The sequence below is a fragment of the Citrobacter pasteurii genome (genome assembly GCF_019047765.1).
Classification (GTDB): domain Bacteria; phylum Pseudomonadota; class Gammaproteobacteria; order Enterobacterales; family Enterobacteriaceae; genus Citrobacter; species Citrobacter pasteurii.
The window spans coordinates 4,480,411-4,496,679 of record NZ_CP077262.1 but is presented as its reverse complement, the minus strand read 5'-3'; the positions used below and the strand labels follow the sequence as shown (position 1 = coordinate 4,496,679).

At 53.6% G+C, this 16,269-nt stretch carries 13 protein-coding genes; 6 read left to right on the top strand and 7 right to left on the bottom strand.

All coding sequences use genetic code 11. From position 1 onward, the window contains the following. Positions 1-11 precede the first annotated feature (11 nt). Genes I6L54_RS21700 through I6L54_RS21690 form a run of 3 tightly spaced genes read left to right on the top strand, consistent with a single transcriptional unit; the run spans position 12 to position 2,604 of the window. Entirely contained in the window at positions 12-476 is a 465-nt protein-coding gene (locus I6L54_RS21700; protein WP_005134110.1) for a MarR family winged helix-turn-helix transcriptional regulator, read from the top strand. Positions 477-482: 6 nt separating this feature from the next. After that, the gene (locus I6L54_RS21695) at positions 483-1,550 is read left to right on the top strand and encodes an HlyD family secretion protein (RefSeq protein WP_040230235.1); all 1,068 of its coding nucleotides are present in this window, start codon (positions 483-485) and stop codon (positions 1,548-1,550) included. Further along, a complete protein-coding gene (locus I6L54_RS21690; RefSeq protein ID WP_005134108.1) occupies positions 1,540-2,604 on the top strand; it encodes a DUF2955 domain-containing protein in 1,065 nt (354 codons plus the stop codon). Before I6L54_RS21695 ends, I6L54_RS21690 begins: the two co-directional genes overlap by 11 nt. Before the next feature lie 297 nt (positions 2,605-2,901). Here the strand turns inward: I6L54_RS21690 and I6L54_RS21685 are convergent, their stop codons facing one another. The 4 genes from I6L54_RS21685 to btsT form a co-directional block, all read right to left on the bottom strand. Next, complete coding sequence (locus I6L54_RS21685; protein WP_005134107.1) at positions 2,902-4,749, bottom strand: UvrD-helicase domain-containing protein; 1,848 nt, start codon at positions 4,747-4,749, stop codon at positions 2,902-2,904. Positions 4,750-4,935: 186 nt separating this feature from the next. After that, positions 4,936-5,892: a GTPase gene (gene yjiA, locus I6L54_RS21680; protein ID WP_040230234.1), complete on the bottom strand. Its 957-nt coding sequence runs from the start codon at positions 5,890-5,892 to the stop codon at positions 4,936-4,938. Positions 5,893-5,904: 12 nt separating this feature from the next. Further along, complete coding sequence (locus I6L54_RS21675) at positions 5,905-6,099, bottom strand: YbdD/YjiX family protein (RefSeq protein WP_003830038.1); 195 nt, start codon at positions 6,097-6,099, stop codon at positions 5,905-5,907. A 110-nt stretch (positions 6,100-6,209) separates the two neighbouring features. After that, positions 6,210-8,360 carry a pyruvate/proton symporter BtsT gene (gene btsT / locus I6L54_RS21670; protein ID WP_040230232.1) on the bottom strand — a complete coding sequence of 717 codons (2,151 nt, stop codon included), beginning with the start codon at positions 8,358-8,360 and terminating at the stop codon, positions 6,210-6,212. 355 nt (positions 8,361-8,715) lie between these two features. Here btsT and tsr point away from each other — a divergent pair, with 355 nt between their 5' ends. Beyond that, positions 8,716-10,380, top strand: coding sequence for a methyl-accepting chemotaxis protein (tsr, locus tag I6L54_RS21665; RefSeq protein WP_005134628.1), 1,665 nt, complete (start codon positions 8,716-8,718; stop codon positions 10,378-10,380). Between the two features lie 180 nt (positions 10,381-10,560). On the opposite strand, the gene I6L54_RS21660 is transcribed toward tsr, so the two are convergent. From I6L54_RS21660 to I6L54_RS21650, 3 genes are all read right to left on the bottom strand, one after another. Continuing rightward, positions 10,561-11,076, bottom strand: coding sequence for a GNAT family N-acetyltransferase (locus I6L54_RS21660; protein WP_040230371.1), 516 nt, complete (start codon positions 11,074-11,076; stop codon positions 10,561-10,563). A gap of 65 nt (positions 11,077-11,141) precedes the next feature. Continuing rightward, entirely contained in the window at positions 11,142-12,503 is a 1,362-nt protein-coding gene (locus I6L54_RS21655) for an MFS transporter (protein WP_040230231.1), read from the bottom strand. Positions 12,504-12,718: 215 nt separating this feature from the next. Continuing rightward, a complete protein-coding gene (locus I6L54_RS21650) occupies positions 12,719-13,633 on the bottom strand; it encodes a GntR family transcriptional regulator (RefSeq protein ID WP_005134644.1) in 915 nt (304 codons plus the stop codon). A gap of 137 nt (positions 13,634-13,770) precedes the next feature. On the opposite strand from I6L54_RS21650, the gene I6L54_RS21645 reads away from it, so the two are divergent. Together I6L54_RS21645 and I6L54_RS21640 are read left to right on the top strand one after the other, a co-directional pair. Continuing rightward, positions 13,771-14,793, top strand: a complete 1,023-nt coding sequence (locus I6L54_RS21645; RefSeq protein WP_005134646.1) for a zinc-binding alcohol dehydrogenase family protein — start codon at positions 13,771-13,773, stop codon at positions 14,791-14,793. A 12-nt stretch (positions 14,794-14,805) separates the two neighbouring features. Continuing rightward, positions 14,806-16,251, top strand: coding sequence for a tagaturonate reductase (locus tag I6L54_RS21640; RefSeq protein ID WP_040230230.1), 1,446 nt, complete (start codon positions 14,806-14,808; stop codon positions 16,249-16,251). The last annotated feature ends 18 nt before the right edge of the window (positions 16,252-16,269 follow it).

Sequence of the window (16,269 nt, the reverse complement as noted above, 5' to 3'; positions counted from 1 at the left end):
GGGAAGGAAACATGACTGAAGATGAACGGTTTGCCCGCCGCCCGATGGGGATGCGCATGGCAATGGTGGTGCGCCAGTGGCGGGCCATTATTGACGCAGCCATTACTGATACTGGCCTGACGCAGTCAAGCTGGACGGTACTGATGCAACTGTATCAACTGGGAGACAACGTCTCGGTCAGTGAACTGGCGGAGGTGCAGGGTATTGAACTGCCGCCGCTGATGCGTACCCTCTCACAGCTGGAAAAGCACGGCTATCTGCTGCGTTCCACATCGCCTTATGACAAACGCATTCGCCTGCTCACGCTGACCGCGCAAGGCCGCTTAAGGCTGGAAGAACTCAACCGGGTGATAGAGACATACCAACATCGCGTCACGTGTACTATCCCAGAAGCGGAGCTTGCCGCCTTCAGCGCAACCTTAAATCAACTCGCCTGCAATTTGCGGACAATCCGCGAAGAAGACAATCAACACTAAAAAACTATGATGACCCCAGAACAAAAATTTGCCCGTTGGGTAAGGGTGAGTATTGCCGCTTTCCTGGTCATATTCGCCTGGTTTATCGTTGCCGATATCTGGATCCCGCTGACGCCGGACTCCACGGTGATGCGCGTGGTAACGCCGGTTTCCTCACGCGTATCCGGCTACGTCTCGCAGGTGCATGTACACAATAACAGCCCGGTGAAGAAGGGCGATTTGCTGTACGAACTGGATCCGACGCCGTTTATCAATAAGGTCGAGGCCGCGCAAATCGCCCTTGAGCAGGCGAAGCTGAGCAACCAACAGCTGGATGCGCAGATCGCTTCTGCGCGCGCCAACCTGCGCACCGCGCAATTCAACGCCTGGAACGACAAGACCACCTTTGACCGTTATCAGCGCCTGAGCGCCATGCAGAACGTGTCGCAAGCCGATCTCGACAAGGTGCGCACCACCTGGCAAACCAGCGAGCAGTCGGTGTCGGCGCTTAATGCCAGTATTCAGAACCTGCTGATCCAACGCGGCGAGCGCGATGAAAACCGCAACGTGACGCTGCAAAAATACCGTAATGCGCTGGAAGAGGCGCAACTGAACCTCGGCTGGAGCAAAGTCTATGCACAGACCGACGGCACGGTGAGCAACCTCCAGCTTAGCCCCGGACTTTACGCCACTGCCGCCACGCCATTGCTGGCGTTGGTCAGCCACCAGACCGACATTGTGGCTGACTTTCGCGAGAAAAGCCTGCGCCACACCCGGGTGGATACCGATGCCGCCGTGGTGTTCGACGCCATGCCGGGCAAGGTTTTCTCTGCCCGCGTTACCAGCAGTGATGCCGGTATTCTGGCAGGACAGGAGCAGGTTAACGGCCAGCTGTCGCAACCGGAACAGTCCACCCGCTGGGTGCGCGATGCCCAGCGTATGCGTATTCACGTCGCGCTGAACGAACCGCTCGACACGCCGTTGCCGACCGGGGCGCGCGCCACGGTACAGCTGTACAACAGCGAGGGGATGTTCGCCCGCACCTTTGCCGGGGCGCAGATCCACCTTGTCAGCTGGCTGCACTATGTCTATTAACACCCTGGCCCACGTCTTTACGCCGCACGGGAATATTGTCTACACCGCCAATGATTTTCGCCAGACCCTGCGTATCTCGGTTGCCGGCACAATCGCGCTGAGTATCTCGACCTTCTACAACGTGCAGTACGGCGTGTTCTTTGTGGTTTATCCGCTGATGCTGCTGTCGCTGGTACCAGTGTTCAACCGCCATGTGGCAAAACAGTTTGTGTTCAGCGCGGCGGTGAACTGCGTCGAAATGGTACTGATTGTCGGCTATCTCTCACAATGGCCGCTGATTATGACGCTGGTGGTATTTGGCCTGTACGTGATGCGTTTTCGGTTGATGAGCAAAGGACCGCTGTTTCTGTTCGGCTCAATGGGCGTGGTGTGCCAGAGCACGATGCTCAACTTTATGAGCTATCCCACCACCAACTGGCATACGCTGATGTTCTCCAATATGGAAGCCTGCGTCATGGCGGTGGCGCTGAGCGCGCTGCTGCATTATCTGATCCCAGATGCGGATCCCCGCCATCCGCCGCCGCGTATTGAGAAAGATGCCGCCCGGGTTCGCCACGAGTCGCTGCTTTCCGGTTCGGTGGCGACAATGATTTTTGTGGTCTTTCAGGTTTGTGACCTGAGCGATTCGCTGTCGGCGCTGATGGCGGGCATTTTGATCCTGTTTCCGATGCATTATCGCGGCGCGGTGTTGAGTTCTGTCTGGCGCGTGGTCGGCGTGGTACTGGCTTGTCTGTACATTCTGCTGGTGCAGCTGCTTATTTATGATTTCAGCAACCATATGCTGCTGATGATGCCGCTGATTGGCCTCGGGCTGGCGTTCAGCGCCCGCCTGCACGTAATGGAAAAAGTCGGCGCGGGCGTGGGTTTTGCCAGTATCACCACCATCGGCATTATGTTTGGCCAGAACCTGCACCCGGATCAGGATCTGGTGTTCAGCGATCTCTACCGCATCACCTCCGTTACCGTCGCGCTGGTAGCTACGCTCACCATGGTATTTCTGGTGCACCGGATATTGAACTGCTTTGCGGCGACACGATTTGTGATCACCGAGTGAGTGGGGCTGTGAGTGCAGGATGGCAGCTGAGCCTTATCCGGCCTACGGGAAGCAGAATTTCCAGGCCCGGTAAGTGTAGCGCCACCGGACATCTGCGAGGTTATTTCTGCTGCGGTTCTCCGCTAAAATAACCGCGGCTGTCAAATTAGTGGAACACCTGCGGCATCAGGCCGGGATGCCAAACCGGTTACCACCAGTGAACAGTGGGTTGTAACGCAGCAGGGAGTGTTGAAATAGGATTCACCCCTCTCCGCTGTAGGGAGAGGGGAATGTTTACGGATTCCTGGCGTGGCTCCGTTAGAAAGCCTTCGCGCTATTTTCGTAGGTGTTGAGAAGATGGTCGCGCAAGCTCCCTGTTCCGTGCATTGTCACCAAAAGATTCTGGCGCGCGCGGGTAAATCCGACATACAGACGCTTGATGTCGTCACTCAGATCTTCCTCATCCCTTTCCTTTGCGGCATCCATAATAGCCACTGAGTGAAATTCAAGCCCCTTACTGCTTGGTAAAGGCATTACACAAAGGAAATCATTTTGCGGCGACCAGTGCTTTTTGTCATCGCTGGTCACAATCATTTGGTAGGGGATGCTACGCGCCGCGAGACGTGGCCCCAGCATCCCCGAAATGCTGTATGTTGAAGGGCACAGTATGGCGATCTCTGACCATGCAATACCTTGTTGTCGCTGCTTTGTCACCCAATCGAGCACGTGAGTAATCTCCTCGTCCTGATTATCAAAGCTGGCCAGTGCCGGATAAGTGCCGGACAAGCCTCCGGCATCGGGTTGCTGGTACTTGAGCGCCTCTTCAATGTGATTATTGAGATAATTAAAGGCAATGTTGCTGGCAAAATGGAGTATTTGCCGGGTATTACGATAGTTGGTATTCAGGATCGTAGTACGGCCGAGGGCCTTAATATTGACACTAGAGAGTGTGAAGTCGAGGGCTTTCTTTTTCTGGTAGATAGACTGGGCGTCATCGTAGAGGAAAAGAAGGGAGTTATCTTTGTTGTCTGGCATACGTGCGAGTATTCTCAGCCACTCCGGTTTGAAATCGTGTCCCTCGTCTATTAGGACTGCGCTGTATTGCTCCGGTTTTATAATCCCCTCTTCAAATGCCACCGTCAGCGCATTTTCCATCAGCTCAATAAAGTTTTTGCTTTTCGGCGGAAGACAATGATGTGCATTTAGCTGTTGATAACACCAGGCATGAAAATGGATGACTTCGACGGGAAGTCTTAAAGTGTGCTGCTCAAGCTGTGATTTGAGTTTTTTGGCCAGCGTGATGTTGTAGCAAATCACCAGGATCGGCTTGGTGTTTTCAATATTGTTGGCAAGCTCAATACAACGGTGGTGCAAAATGAGCGTTTTACCGGATCCTGCCACGCCATGAATAACGCGGTGCCCTGCACCCATGCTTCTGGCGAGTTGTTCCTGGTTCCTGTCCATCATGCAAACCACATCGGGGGTGTGGAACGTAAAATTGTCCAGATCAACATGCGTAACGGATGCGTTAATGCGTACATCGGGATATAGATGCCATCGGATACGGTCGAGTTGCTGTGGTGTTGTATGATGAGTGAAGTTATGTCTGAGAAGGGATTCGAGCCGGGCAGAGATTTGTTCCCTGGTCATAAACTCGCTGAGCTCGTCTTTGCAAATAACCTGACTGGCTGGGAATAGTTCATTTATCGCTTCGGGTGGAAAACTCTTTTCTAGCTGTGCTCGGGTGATATTGCTTAAATAAACACCAAATCCATACGGCATAATAAAGCTGCCTTCATAATCTCCTTGTTGCTGACGGAGCAGCGGATCTTTTTTTAGGCTATCGATAGTGTGAAAGGTATATTGACGAACCTGTTCGAGTGGATTCTTGAACGGTTGAATGCCGTCTTTAGTTTCATAATGAATATGTAATTTGTTGGCGGATTTAATTTTTGTAATAAACCAGTCTTTCACTTCTATAAATAACAAACCTTTTTCGGGGGTTAGAATTACAAAATCCGGATGCTCTTGCTTGTCTCCCATTCGGGTGTCATACCAGCAGGTACACTGTTCGCTGAGTCCCCCCTCAAGAAGTCTTGCCAGTCTTTTTTCGCCGGCAGTAATTTTCTCGCTACAACTGCTTATTGTGGGAATAATGATTGCCATGTTACACCTACCAATTCATGAAAATTATATAAATATGTTAAATTAATATTCTGAGGGATATTAATAAAAACATGAATTCATCATGGTTAATGACATTAACAGACAATATTACAAACAGAAAGCGTGATGCGAGATATTTGCTTCAGAGATATTTGCTCCCTTTCACAAATAAAAGGGAGCGGCTGTTTACTTCTTCAACCCCGCAAACGCTGCTCGGATCTCGTCTTCCGGCAGGTTAATGCCGATAAACACCAGCAGGCTGTGCGGTTGTTCGTCGCCCCACGGGCGGTCCCAGTCGGCGCTGTACAGGCGCTGGACGCCCTGGAACAGCAGGCGGTTCGGTTCGCCTTCAATCCACAGCATTCCTTTATAGCGCAGCAGCTTCTCGGCGGATTCCAGCAGCAGGTTTTCCATCACCCTGGACACGTCGCTGATATTGACCGGGTAATCCAGCTCGACGACGATCGAGGAGATATCGTTTTGCTTGTCGGCGATAAAGTGGAAGCGCGGTTTGGCGCTGACCACGTTTTCTTCCAGCATAAAACCGTTGGTGTCGAACAGCAGCGAGAGATCGATATCGCCATGCGTGACGGTATACACCGGGGCGCGGGCGTTGATGCGCGCCAGGCGCTCACGCAGTTTTTCGCTTTCACCGGCTACGTCGGTTTTGGTCAGCAGAATACGGTCGGCATAGCCTACCTGCGACTGGGCGATGGTGAATTGGTTCATCTGTTCGTCGGCATGCACCGCGTCAACCAGCGCAATTACGCCGTCCAGCAGGTAGCGTTCGCAAATTACTTCATGGGAGAAAAAGGTCTGAATAATCGGGCCAGGATCGGCCATGCCGGTGCATTCGATCACCAGACGATCAAAATTGATGGCGCCTTTGTCGAGGTTGTCGAGCAGATCGAGCAGCGCGTCTTCCAGCTCACTGGAGCGGGTACAGCAGATGCAGCCGTTGGTCAGGGTTTTGATCTGCGTGGCACGGTCGCCAATCAGCTGATCGTCTACCGAGACTTCGCCGAATTCGTTTTCGATAACGGCAATCTTGAAACCGTGCTGCTCGTTGAGAATATGGCGCAGCAGGGTGGTTTTTCCCGCGCCAAGAAAACCGGTGAGTAGGGTAACTGCAATCGGGGTCATTCACTTCTCCTTCTAACAGCAACTGCTTCCGCCGCTACCGTAGCGGGCTTCCTGGCGCTCGCGGAAGAATTCTTCGTAGGTCATGTACGGCTTATCGGGATGGTTGGTCTTCATGTGCTCGACGTAGTTGTCGTAGTCCGGAATGCCAATCAGCATCTTCGCCGCCTGACCGAGATATTTTTTTGCCTGACCTAAAGTACCAAACATTCTGCCGTCCTGTTAATGAATAAAGCCGGATGGCGGCTTGCGCCTTATCCGGCCTACATACTGCACATTTTGTAGGCCGGATAAGCGCAGCGTCATCCGGCAATTACGGCTTAATGATGTGAAGAGGTTTTCACGCCACCTTCTGGCACCGGTACATACGGTGTCTCTTTATCAGAGCGACCGTTGATGGTGCGGGCTTTCTGCCAGGTACGGAACCCGTAGAAAATGATGCTGTACACCACCACCAGGAACAGAATACTTAAGCCTGCGTTGGTGTAGTTGTTGATGACAATATGGTTCATATTGGCAATCTGCTGTGCGGTCAGTTCGCCGCCGTTAGCAATCTTCTCTTTGTACTGATTCGCCATGAAGAAGAAGCCTTCCATCTGCGGGTTGGTGCTGAACAGTTTCAGACCCAGCGCCCAGGTGGTACAGATCAGCAGCCATACTGCCGGAATCACGGTCACCCAGATGTATTTGGTACGCTGCATTTTAACCAGTACCACGGTGCCCAGAACCAGCGCCACAGCCGCCAGCATCTGGTTAGAGATACCGAACAGCGGCCACAGGCTCTTCACGCCGCCCAGCGGGTCAACCACGCCTTGATACAGCAGGTAGCCCCACAGGCCTACGCAGCCCGCAGTACCGACGACACCGGCAACCAGGGAGTCGGTTTTCTTCAGGAACGGGACGAAGTTACCCAGTAAATCCTGCAGCATAAAGCGGCCAGAACGGGTACCCGCATCCAGTGCGGTCAGGATGAACAGTGCTTCGAACAGAATACCGAAGTGGTACCAGAAGCCCATGTCCGCCATCGGCAGGACTTTGTGGAACACGTGGGCGATACCGACAGCCAGCGTTGGTGCGCCACCTGCGCGGTTCAGAACGGACGGTTCACCGATGTCTTTCGCGGTTTGCAGGATCTGCTCAGGCGAAATCACGAAGCCCCAGGAACTGACGGTTGCCGCCGCGTGTGCGGTGACGTCTTTCAGTTGCGCCATAATCAGCGGCGCGTTCTCTCCACCCATTTCATGCAGGTTCGGCATGGTGATGCCAAGGCCCGCAGGCGGGGTGTTCATTGCGAAGTACAGACCCGGTTCGATGATGGACGCAGCAACCAGCGCCATAATCGCCACGAAGGATTCCATCAGCATCGCGCCATAACCAATGAAACGCGCGTCGGTTTCACAGGCCAGCAGCTTCGGTGTAGTACCGGAGGCGATCAGCGCGTGGAAGCCAGATACCGCACCACAGGCGATGGTAATGAACAGGAACGGGAACAGAGCGCCTTTCCACAGCGGGCCAGTACCATCAACGTACTGGGTCATCGCCGGCATTTTCAGTTCCGGGTTGAGGATAACAATCCCCACCGCCAGACCAACGATAACGCCGATTTTCAGGAAGGTCGCCAGATAGTCGCGCGGGGCGAGGATCAGCCATACCGGCAGCAGCGCAGAGATAAACGCGTAACCGATCAGGGTGAAGGTAATGGTGGTGTCTTTAAAGGTCAGCGCCGGGCCCCAGTACGGGTCGTGCGCAATCACGCCACCGAAGTAGATAGAAGCAACCAGCAGCACAATACCAATCACCGACACTTCGCCCACGCGTCCTGGGCGCAGGAATCGCATGTAGATCCCCATGAACAGCGCGATAGGTACGGTTGAGCAGACGGTGAACACACCCCACGGGCTTTCAGCCAGTGCTTTCACCACGATCAGTGCCAGCACCGCGAGGATAATGATCATGATTAAGAAGCAGCCGAACAGCGCAATGGTTCCCGGCACCGGGCCCATCTCTTCTTTGATCATCTCACCCAGAGATGCGCCGTTACGGCGAGAAGAGATAAACAGCACCATGAAGTCCTGCACCGCACCGGCCAGCACCACGCCGGCCAGCAGCCACAGCGTGCCGGGCAGGTAGCCCATCTGCGCAGCCAGTACCGGCCCAACCAGCGGACCTGCACCGGCGATAGCAGCAAAGTGGTGACCAAACAATACGTTACGGTTGGTTGGGACGTAGTTCAGACCATCATTGTTGATGACCGCTGGCGTGGCACGCGTTGGGTCAAGTTTCATCACCTTTTGAGCGATGTAGAGACTGTAGTAACGATAGGCCACCAGATAAACGGAGACAGAGGCGACCACGATCCACAGGGCGCTGATGTGTTCACCCCGACGTAATGCCACTACCGAGAGGCAGAATGCACCGATGATTCCGAGAATGACCCAGGGTATGTGCTTGAATATCTTTTTCGTATCCATAGTAAAACCTAATAATTGGCCGAGGCCGCTGGGGGGTTGATTGTGTGTTTGAGGAGATAAGTTGACTGCTATGTTGGGAGGATCTTGCCAGAGAGTTACGCGCGTAAAGTAAGGTAAATAAGTGAGTGGTTGTATGTCAGCTTAAGCGGTTCCAAGTGTCAGTGAGCGGTTCCAGGTGCCGGTGAGTGGGGATAATTATGTGATTGAGATCACTGATAAACGCCTTTAGATCCTTGGTTGATTGCGGGGATCGACGAATCGTCGATGCTGAGATCGATTCAGTTAGCACGAATTCCATAAAGTTTTCCCTTTCCAGGCCGAAAATTCTGACATCTGTCTAGCGGAAAGAGAAAACATGTTAAAACGAATGAAGATTGTTACCAGCTTACTGCTGGTATTGGCGCTATTTGGCGTTTTACAACTGGCCTCGGGCGGGTTGTTCTTTAACTCACTGAAGAATGACAAAGAGAACTTTACCGTTCTGCAAACCATTCGCCAGCAACAGTCTGCGCTGAATGGGACCTGGGTTGAACTGCTGCAAACGCGTAATACCCTTAACCGGGCGGGTATTCGTTACATGATGGATCAGAGCAATATCGGCAGCGGCGCGACCGTTGCTGAGCTGATGCAGGTGGCGAGCAATGCGCTGAAACTGACGGAAAAAAACTGGGCGATTTACGAGTCGCTGCCACGCGATCCGCGTCAAAGCGAAGCCGCATTCCAGGAGATCAACCGCACCTATGACATCTACCACGGCGCGCTGGCGGAACTGATCCAGTTGCTGGGTGACGGGAAGATCAACGCGTTCTTTGATCAACCGACTCAAAGCTATCAGGATGGTTTTGAGAAAGCCTATGTCAACTACATGCAGCAAAACGATCGCCTGTATGACATCGCGGTGGCCGATAACAACAGTTCTTACAGCCAGGCGATGTGGGTGCTGGTGATTGTGCTGATTACCGTACTGGCAGCGATTATTGCGGTCTGGTTTGGTATCAAACTGACCCTTATCTCTCCAATGAACCGTCTGATTGACAGCATTCGTCATATCGCCAGCGGCGATCTGGTGAAGCGTATTGAGGTGGAAGGTTCCAACGAGATTGGGCAACTGGCAGAAAGCCTGCGTCACATGCAGGGTGAACTGATGAACACCGTGGGTGATGTGCGTAATGGTGCTAACGCTATCTATAGCGGTGCCAGCGAGATTGCGATGGGCAATAACGATCTCTCCTCGCGTACCGAACAGCAAGCGGCCTCTCTGGAAGAAACCGCGGCCAGCATGGAACAGCTGACGGCGACCGTGAAGCAGAACGCCGAAAACGCCCGTCAGGCCAGCCATCTGGCGCTGAGTGCCTCAGAAACGGCGCAGAAAGGCGGAAAAGTGGTGGATAATGTGGTGCAAACCATGCGTGATATCGCTTCCAGCTCGCAGAAAATTGCCGATATTATCAGCGTGATCGACGGCATTGCCTTCCAGACTAACATTCTGGCGCTCAACGCCGCGGTAGAAGCCGCGCGTGCGGGTGAACAGGGTCGTGGTTTTGCGGTAGTGGCGGGTGAAGTTCGTAACCTGGCCCAGCGTAGTGCGCAGGCCGCGCGCGAGATCAAGAGCCTGATTGAAGACTCGGTCAGCCGCGTGGACGTCGGTTCAACGCTGGTTGAAAGCGCCGGTGAAACCATGGATGAGATCGTCAATGCGGTGACCCGCGTGACCGATATTATGGGTGAAATCGCCTCCGCTTCTGACGAGCAGAGCCGCGGGATCGACCAGGTGGGTCTGGCAGTCGCCGAGATGGATCGCGTGACGCAGCAGAACGCCTCGCTGGTGGAAGAATCCGCTGCTGCCGCTGCGGCGTTGGAAGAACAGGCCAGCCGTCTGACTCAGGCCGTTGCGGTGTTCCGTATTCAGCATGAGCAACAACGTGCTCGTGATGTTGCGACCGCAAAACCCGCTTCAGCAACCGTACAACCACGTAAAGCCGCGGCAACGGATGCCGGTGATAACTGGGAAACGTTCTAAGCCTGTGCTGCCGGATGGCGCTGTCGCTTATCTGGCCTACGGGAATGTTACGTGATGCCGGATGGCGCTATCGCTTATCCGGCCTACGGGAAAGTTATGTGGTTGCTGGATGGTGCTATCGCTTATCGGGCCTACGGGAATGTTACGTAGGCCCGATAAGGCGTAGCCGCCATCGGGCAATCAACGTAACATCAGGCGCATGGCGCAGCGTGACTCATACGCCAGCCCGTGCGCCGCTTCTTCTTCTCTTTTCTGGCGCAGTGGTGTAGAAAGCGCCTCATCAGTCAGCATCTCAAACCCCAGACCGGCATAGAAGGGCGCGTTCCATGGCACATCGCGAAAGGTGGTCAGCGTGAGTGATGCATACCCTTTTTCCCGCGCCTGTTCAGCGACGTAGCGAATCAACCCCCGACCAATCCCTTTCCCCTGCCAGTCCAGATGCAGAGAAACTTCAGCAATAAACAGCGATGATGCAATCGGTTCTGCCAGCAAAAAGCCAACGGGCGAGTTATCTGCCAGTGCCAGCCAGCTCATCTCGCTGTCAACATAGTGCTGATGTTGGGAGAGCGTAACGGTGTGACCATCGGCGAGCCATGCCAGCGAAGGAATGTGCAGGAAGCGCTGACCTGCGGAGCGTTCGATGCCCGGCAGGATAGGGGTATCGACCTGGGTTGTGGAGCGGAAAGTGATTTTCATGGAGGCAGTATAGCGGGGTTTCACGCAGGTCCGGTAATGTACGATTACCGGACCCTTACAGAGCATCACTCCTGACGTGGGTCGCTGATTGGCTGACGAACCAGGAAGATATAGGCGAGTGCGCCTACCATGGTGACGCAACCGCAGATGATCAGCGCCAGGCGGAAAGAGTTGGTGGTATCAACAATAAATCCGGTGACGATCGGCGCGAATGATGCGCAGATAAAACTGGCAAAGTTCTGAATACTGCCCACAGAGGCGGTCATACGTGAAGCCACTGCAACGTGGATCAGACCCCAGCAGGACGTTCCGGCGAAGTGGATGCAGAACAGCGCCATACCGATCAGGAGTACCGCAGCCATTGATGTTGTTGCCTGTGGCACGACAAACGTGAAGGCTGCAGAGCAGAACATCCCGGCGATAATACAAATTTTACGGCTCTTAATCGGCGCCATACCGCGTTTCACCAACCCGTCGGTGACAAAACCGTTGATCAGCATGCCTGCTGCGCCAAACAGGAACGGGATGGCGGCCATTAATCCGGTGCTTTTTAAATCCAGGTTGTAGGAGGTTTGCAGGTAGCCCGGCAGCCAGGCCAGATATAACCATGCGGTGTAGTTGATGCCGCTAAAGCCCAGCATCATGCCCCACATGGTACGGTTGCGGAACAGGCTGCGCCATTCGGCAAAGCTCAAAGGATCGCGACGCGCATTGACACTGCCGGCGTTCAGATACGCCTGTTCGGTAGCGCTCAGCGCAATCTGTTCGCGGTTGCGGTACAGCATATACCAGCCGATAGCGAGGAAAATACCCAGCACGCCGATGGTAATAAACATCCAGCGCCAGCCCATGACCAGCATCATGGCAGCCAGAATCGGCGGGCTAATGGCCACACCGATGGTGGACGCTGCGTTGAATAACCCCATCGGGCGGCCGCGCTCTTTGATGTTAAACCAGTCGTTGATGACCTTTACGCCACAAGGGTTCATTGGCGCTTCGCCGATCCCCATCCCGATACGTACCAGTACAAACTGGGTGAAGCTGTGCACCATGCCAGACATCGCCTGGAACAGCGACCAGAAGAACATCCCCAGTCCCAGCATGATGCGCGGACCTTTACGATCCAGCAGCGGGCCGCAGGGAAGTTGTGCAATACCGTAAGCGAGAGAAAAAACCGACAGCAGTACGCCGATTTGTGTGGCGCTGAGTCCCAGTTCTTCGCGAATGGTTAAGTTAGCGACCGACAGTGAACTGCGGTCGAGGTAATTAATCACCGCAGCCAAAAATAATAAAATCATTGCTGTGGTCTGAATGCGCTTTATTCGACTACTGCGTTGCACCATGCCTTCTGGCGGAACATTAATATCCGCAGATGACGAGGTGCCAAACGAAGAACTCGGGTCGAGGGTAATATTATTTTTTTCCACGCCGGACTCCTGAACCTCAATAATTTATTTTTACACAGCGGCAGGCTGTGCTGTATTGAAAAAGTACCGGTGATAAATCAACTTTTTTCATCACCGCTCACGAAAGTTTTTAATGCAGTCGACTTAGCGTGAGCATAGGCAAGAGGTATTTTTCCGGCGTTTTTATTTTTATAAAATCGTGCTCCCGGTAATGGTTTGCTGTTTTTAATCTGTTCTTAATAAACATTATGGCGACGTTGGGTGATGGAGCGAATCATCGATTGTTTGGCTGAATTCAAATGGTTACACAGCGCCAGGGTGGCATCCAGGTCACTGCGGCAAATCAGCGCGCTGAGGATGGTCATATGTTCATCAATAGCAATGATGTTGCGCTGCTTAAGGTCGCTTTCATCCCATTGATAGTGGAAGTGGAAAATTACAGAAATAATCTCAAGTGATTGATTAAAAAATATATTATCGGCTGCGGAAAGCAGTAAAGCATGAAATTCACGATCCAGCTGCGAAAACATGCGAAAGCTACTGCCGATGCTGTCACGCAGTATCCGGTGGCGCTCCAGCAGCGTTTTGGCCTGCAGCCAGCGAGGATCATCGTCAGGCAGGTTGAGGAAATGCTGCAGAGAGTGAGTCTCCAGCATTTCTCGTAGTTCGAACAACTGCTCGGCGTAGGCCTGATCGAACTGCTTCATGCTCCACTGACCGCGCTTTTCATTTTTAATCAGATTGTAACGCTCGAATTTTAAAAGATATTCCCGTACCACGACCGGGCTGACACCCGCAGCTCTGGCCAGTTGCAGTTCAGAGAAGCTTTCACCCGCACGCAGCTGGCGCTGGTTAATCATGGTGAAAAAGGCTTGCTCAAAAATTCGATTTTGCTCAGCCATGGACGCCGTGGTACACGAAAAACCATCATCATGGTTTGGTTTGCGTACGATAACGTAGTGACTACCGACCTGCGTCAGTACGCCGCATTCACCTAAGTGGCTCAGCATATGGCGCACGGTGGTGCGGCTGATGTTGTACATTTCTGCCAGCGCGCTTTGCGAAGGCAGCGGGGAAGGGATATGACCCCGCGCCATATCATCAATTATCTGGTTAATCACATTGTGGCGTAAGTTCTGCGAACGGCTCATGGCTTCTCCTTTTTGCCTATTAAAACCCGATTTAAAACATTTTTATGCGTTGAGATTCACAGATTATGTTTCCGCTTTCTCCAGCGTTTTTATTTTCGTTGATATCTGAGGCAACAAAAAAACAGGAGAGCAGAATCATGTCTACGATGAATACGTTGATTTGCCAGGAACCTAAAAAATTAGTCTGGAAAGAACGCGAAATACCTATTCCGGGTGAGGGCGAAGCATTAATTAAAATTAAATCCGTAGGGATTTGTGGAACTGATATCCATGCCTGGGGCGGCAATCAACCTTTTTTCAGCTATCCACGTGTGCTAGGCCATGAAATATGTGGTGAAATTGTCGGGCTGGGGAAAAATATACAAGACCTGAAAAATGGTCAGCAGGTAGCCGTTATTCCTTACGTGGCCTGCCAACAGTGTCCGGCGTGCCAGAGCGGACGTACTAACTGCTGCGAGAAGATTTCGGTGATTGGTGTGCACCAGGATGGTGGCTTTAGCGAGTACTTATCCGTTCCGGTGACGAATCTACTGGATGCACAGGGGATTGACCCGCATGCCGCGGCATTGATCGAACCTTATGCCATCAGCGCCCATGCGGTGCGTCGGGCGGCGGTGGTACCTGGCGAGCATGTTCTTGTTGTCGGTGCCGGCCCGATTGGGCTCGGTGCCGCGGCGATAGCCAAAGCGGACGGTGCACAGGTGGTTGTCGCGGATACCAGCCTGGCACGCAGAGAGCATGTGGTTTCCCGATTAGGGCTCCCGGTTATCGATCCGTCCGCTGAAGATTTTGACGCGCAACTGCGTGACCAGTTTGGCGGTTCGCTGGCGCAAAAAGTCATTGATGCTACGGGGAATCAGCACGCGATGAACAACACGGTGAATTTGATTCGCCACGGCGGCAGCATCGTTTTTGTCGGGCTGTTCAAAGGTGATTTACAGTTCTCCGATCCGGAGTTCCACAAGAAAGAAACCACCATGATGGGCAGTCGCAACGCCACGCCGGAAGATTTTGCCAAAGTCGGGCGTCTGATGTCGGAAGGCAAACTGACGGCTGACATGATGCTCACGCACCGCTATGCGTTTGACACTCTGGCAGAAATATACGAGCGGGATGTGATTAACAACCGTGAACTGATTAAAGGCGTGATCACGTTCTGAGAGGTTAATGCGATGAACACATTGAATCGACTTGATTTTCCGGGGGCCAGCTACCCAACGCGCGTGATCCAGTTTGGAGAAGGTAACTTTCTGCGGGCGTTTGTCGACTGGCAACTGGATATCCTCAACGAGCATACCGATCTGAACGCGGGCGTGACCATCGTTCGGCCAATTAATACCGATTTTCCGCCGTCGCTGAATACCCAGGACGGGCTGTATACCACGCTGATTCGTGGCCTGAACGAACAGGGTGATGCCGTGAGCGAAGCGCGGCTGATCCGCTCGGTCAATAACGAGATCAATCCGTATCAGGACTTCGCCGCGTATCTGGCGCTGGCGCACAATGCGGATATCCGTTTTGTATTTTCGAATACCACCGAAGCCGGAATAAGCTATCACCCGGCAGACTGCGTGGATGATACGCCACCGGTGAGCTTTCCGGCCAAACTGACGCGCCTGCTGCTCGAACGCTTTAATCACTTTGAGGGCGCGGCAGATAAGGGCTGGGTGATTATCCCGTGCGAGCTTATCGACTATAACGGTGAGGCGCTTAAAGCTCTGGTGTTGCAATATGCGCAGGCCTGGCAGCTTCCTCCGGCGTTTGCCGATTGGGTGGAAACAGCCAATACCTTCTGTTCCACGCTGGTCGACCGCATTGTGACCGGCTACCCACGTGAGGAAGCCGCTACGCTGGAGGAAACGCTGGGCTATCACGATGCGTTTCTCGATACTGCGGAGCATTTTTATCTGTTTGTGATTCAGGGGCCGCAGTGGCTGGCAGAGGAACTGAAGTTAACGCAGTGCCCGCTGAACATCCGCGTGGTGAGCGATATCAAGCCATACAAAGAGCGTAAGGTGGCCATTCTTAACGGCGCACATACGGCGCTGGTGCCGGTGGCCTGGCTGTGCGGGCTGGAAACCGTCGGCGAGGCGATGCAGGATGCCGATGTCCGCCACTTTGTCGAGCGGGCGATTGGCGAGGAAATTATCCCGGTGCTGGATCTTCCGGCTGATGAGCTACGTGAATTTGCTGGCGCCGTGAGCGGGCGTTTTCAGAATCCCTACATTCGTCACCAGTTGCTTTCCATTGCGCTTAACGGGATGACCAAATTCCGCACCCGAATTTTGCCGCAACTGCTGGCGGGTGAGCAAAATGGGCGCTGGCCCGTACGGTTAACGTTTGCCCTTGCTGCATTGTTGGCATTTTATCGCGGGGAACGCGCGGGCGAACGCTACCCACTACAGGATGATGAGCAGTGGATAAGCCTGTATGCCAGTCTGTGGCCGCGAGTCGGCAGCGATCTGACGCTGCGTGAACTGGTGGACACTGCGCTCGGCGATGCGGCGCACTGGGGAGACGATTTGACGTTGCTGCCCGGGCTTGCCGGGCAGGTAACGGCCAACCTGGAGATGATTCTGGTGCAGGGTATGCGTCAGGCGGTGAAAAGTCTGGAATAAGGTTGCCATGCAGCGCCC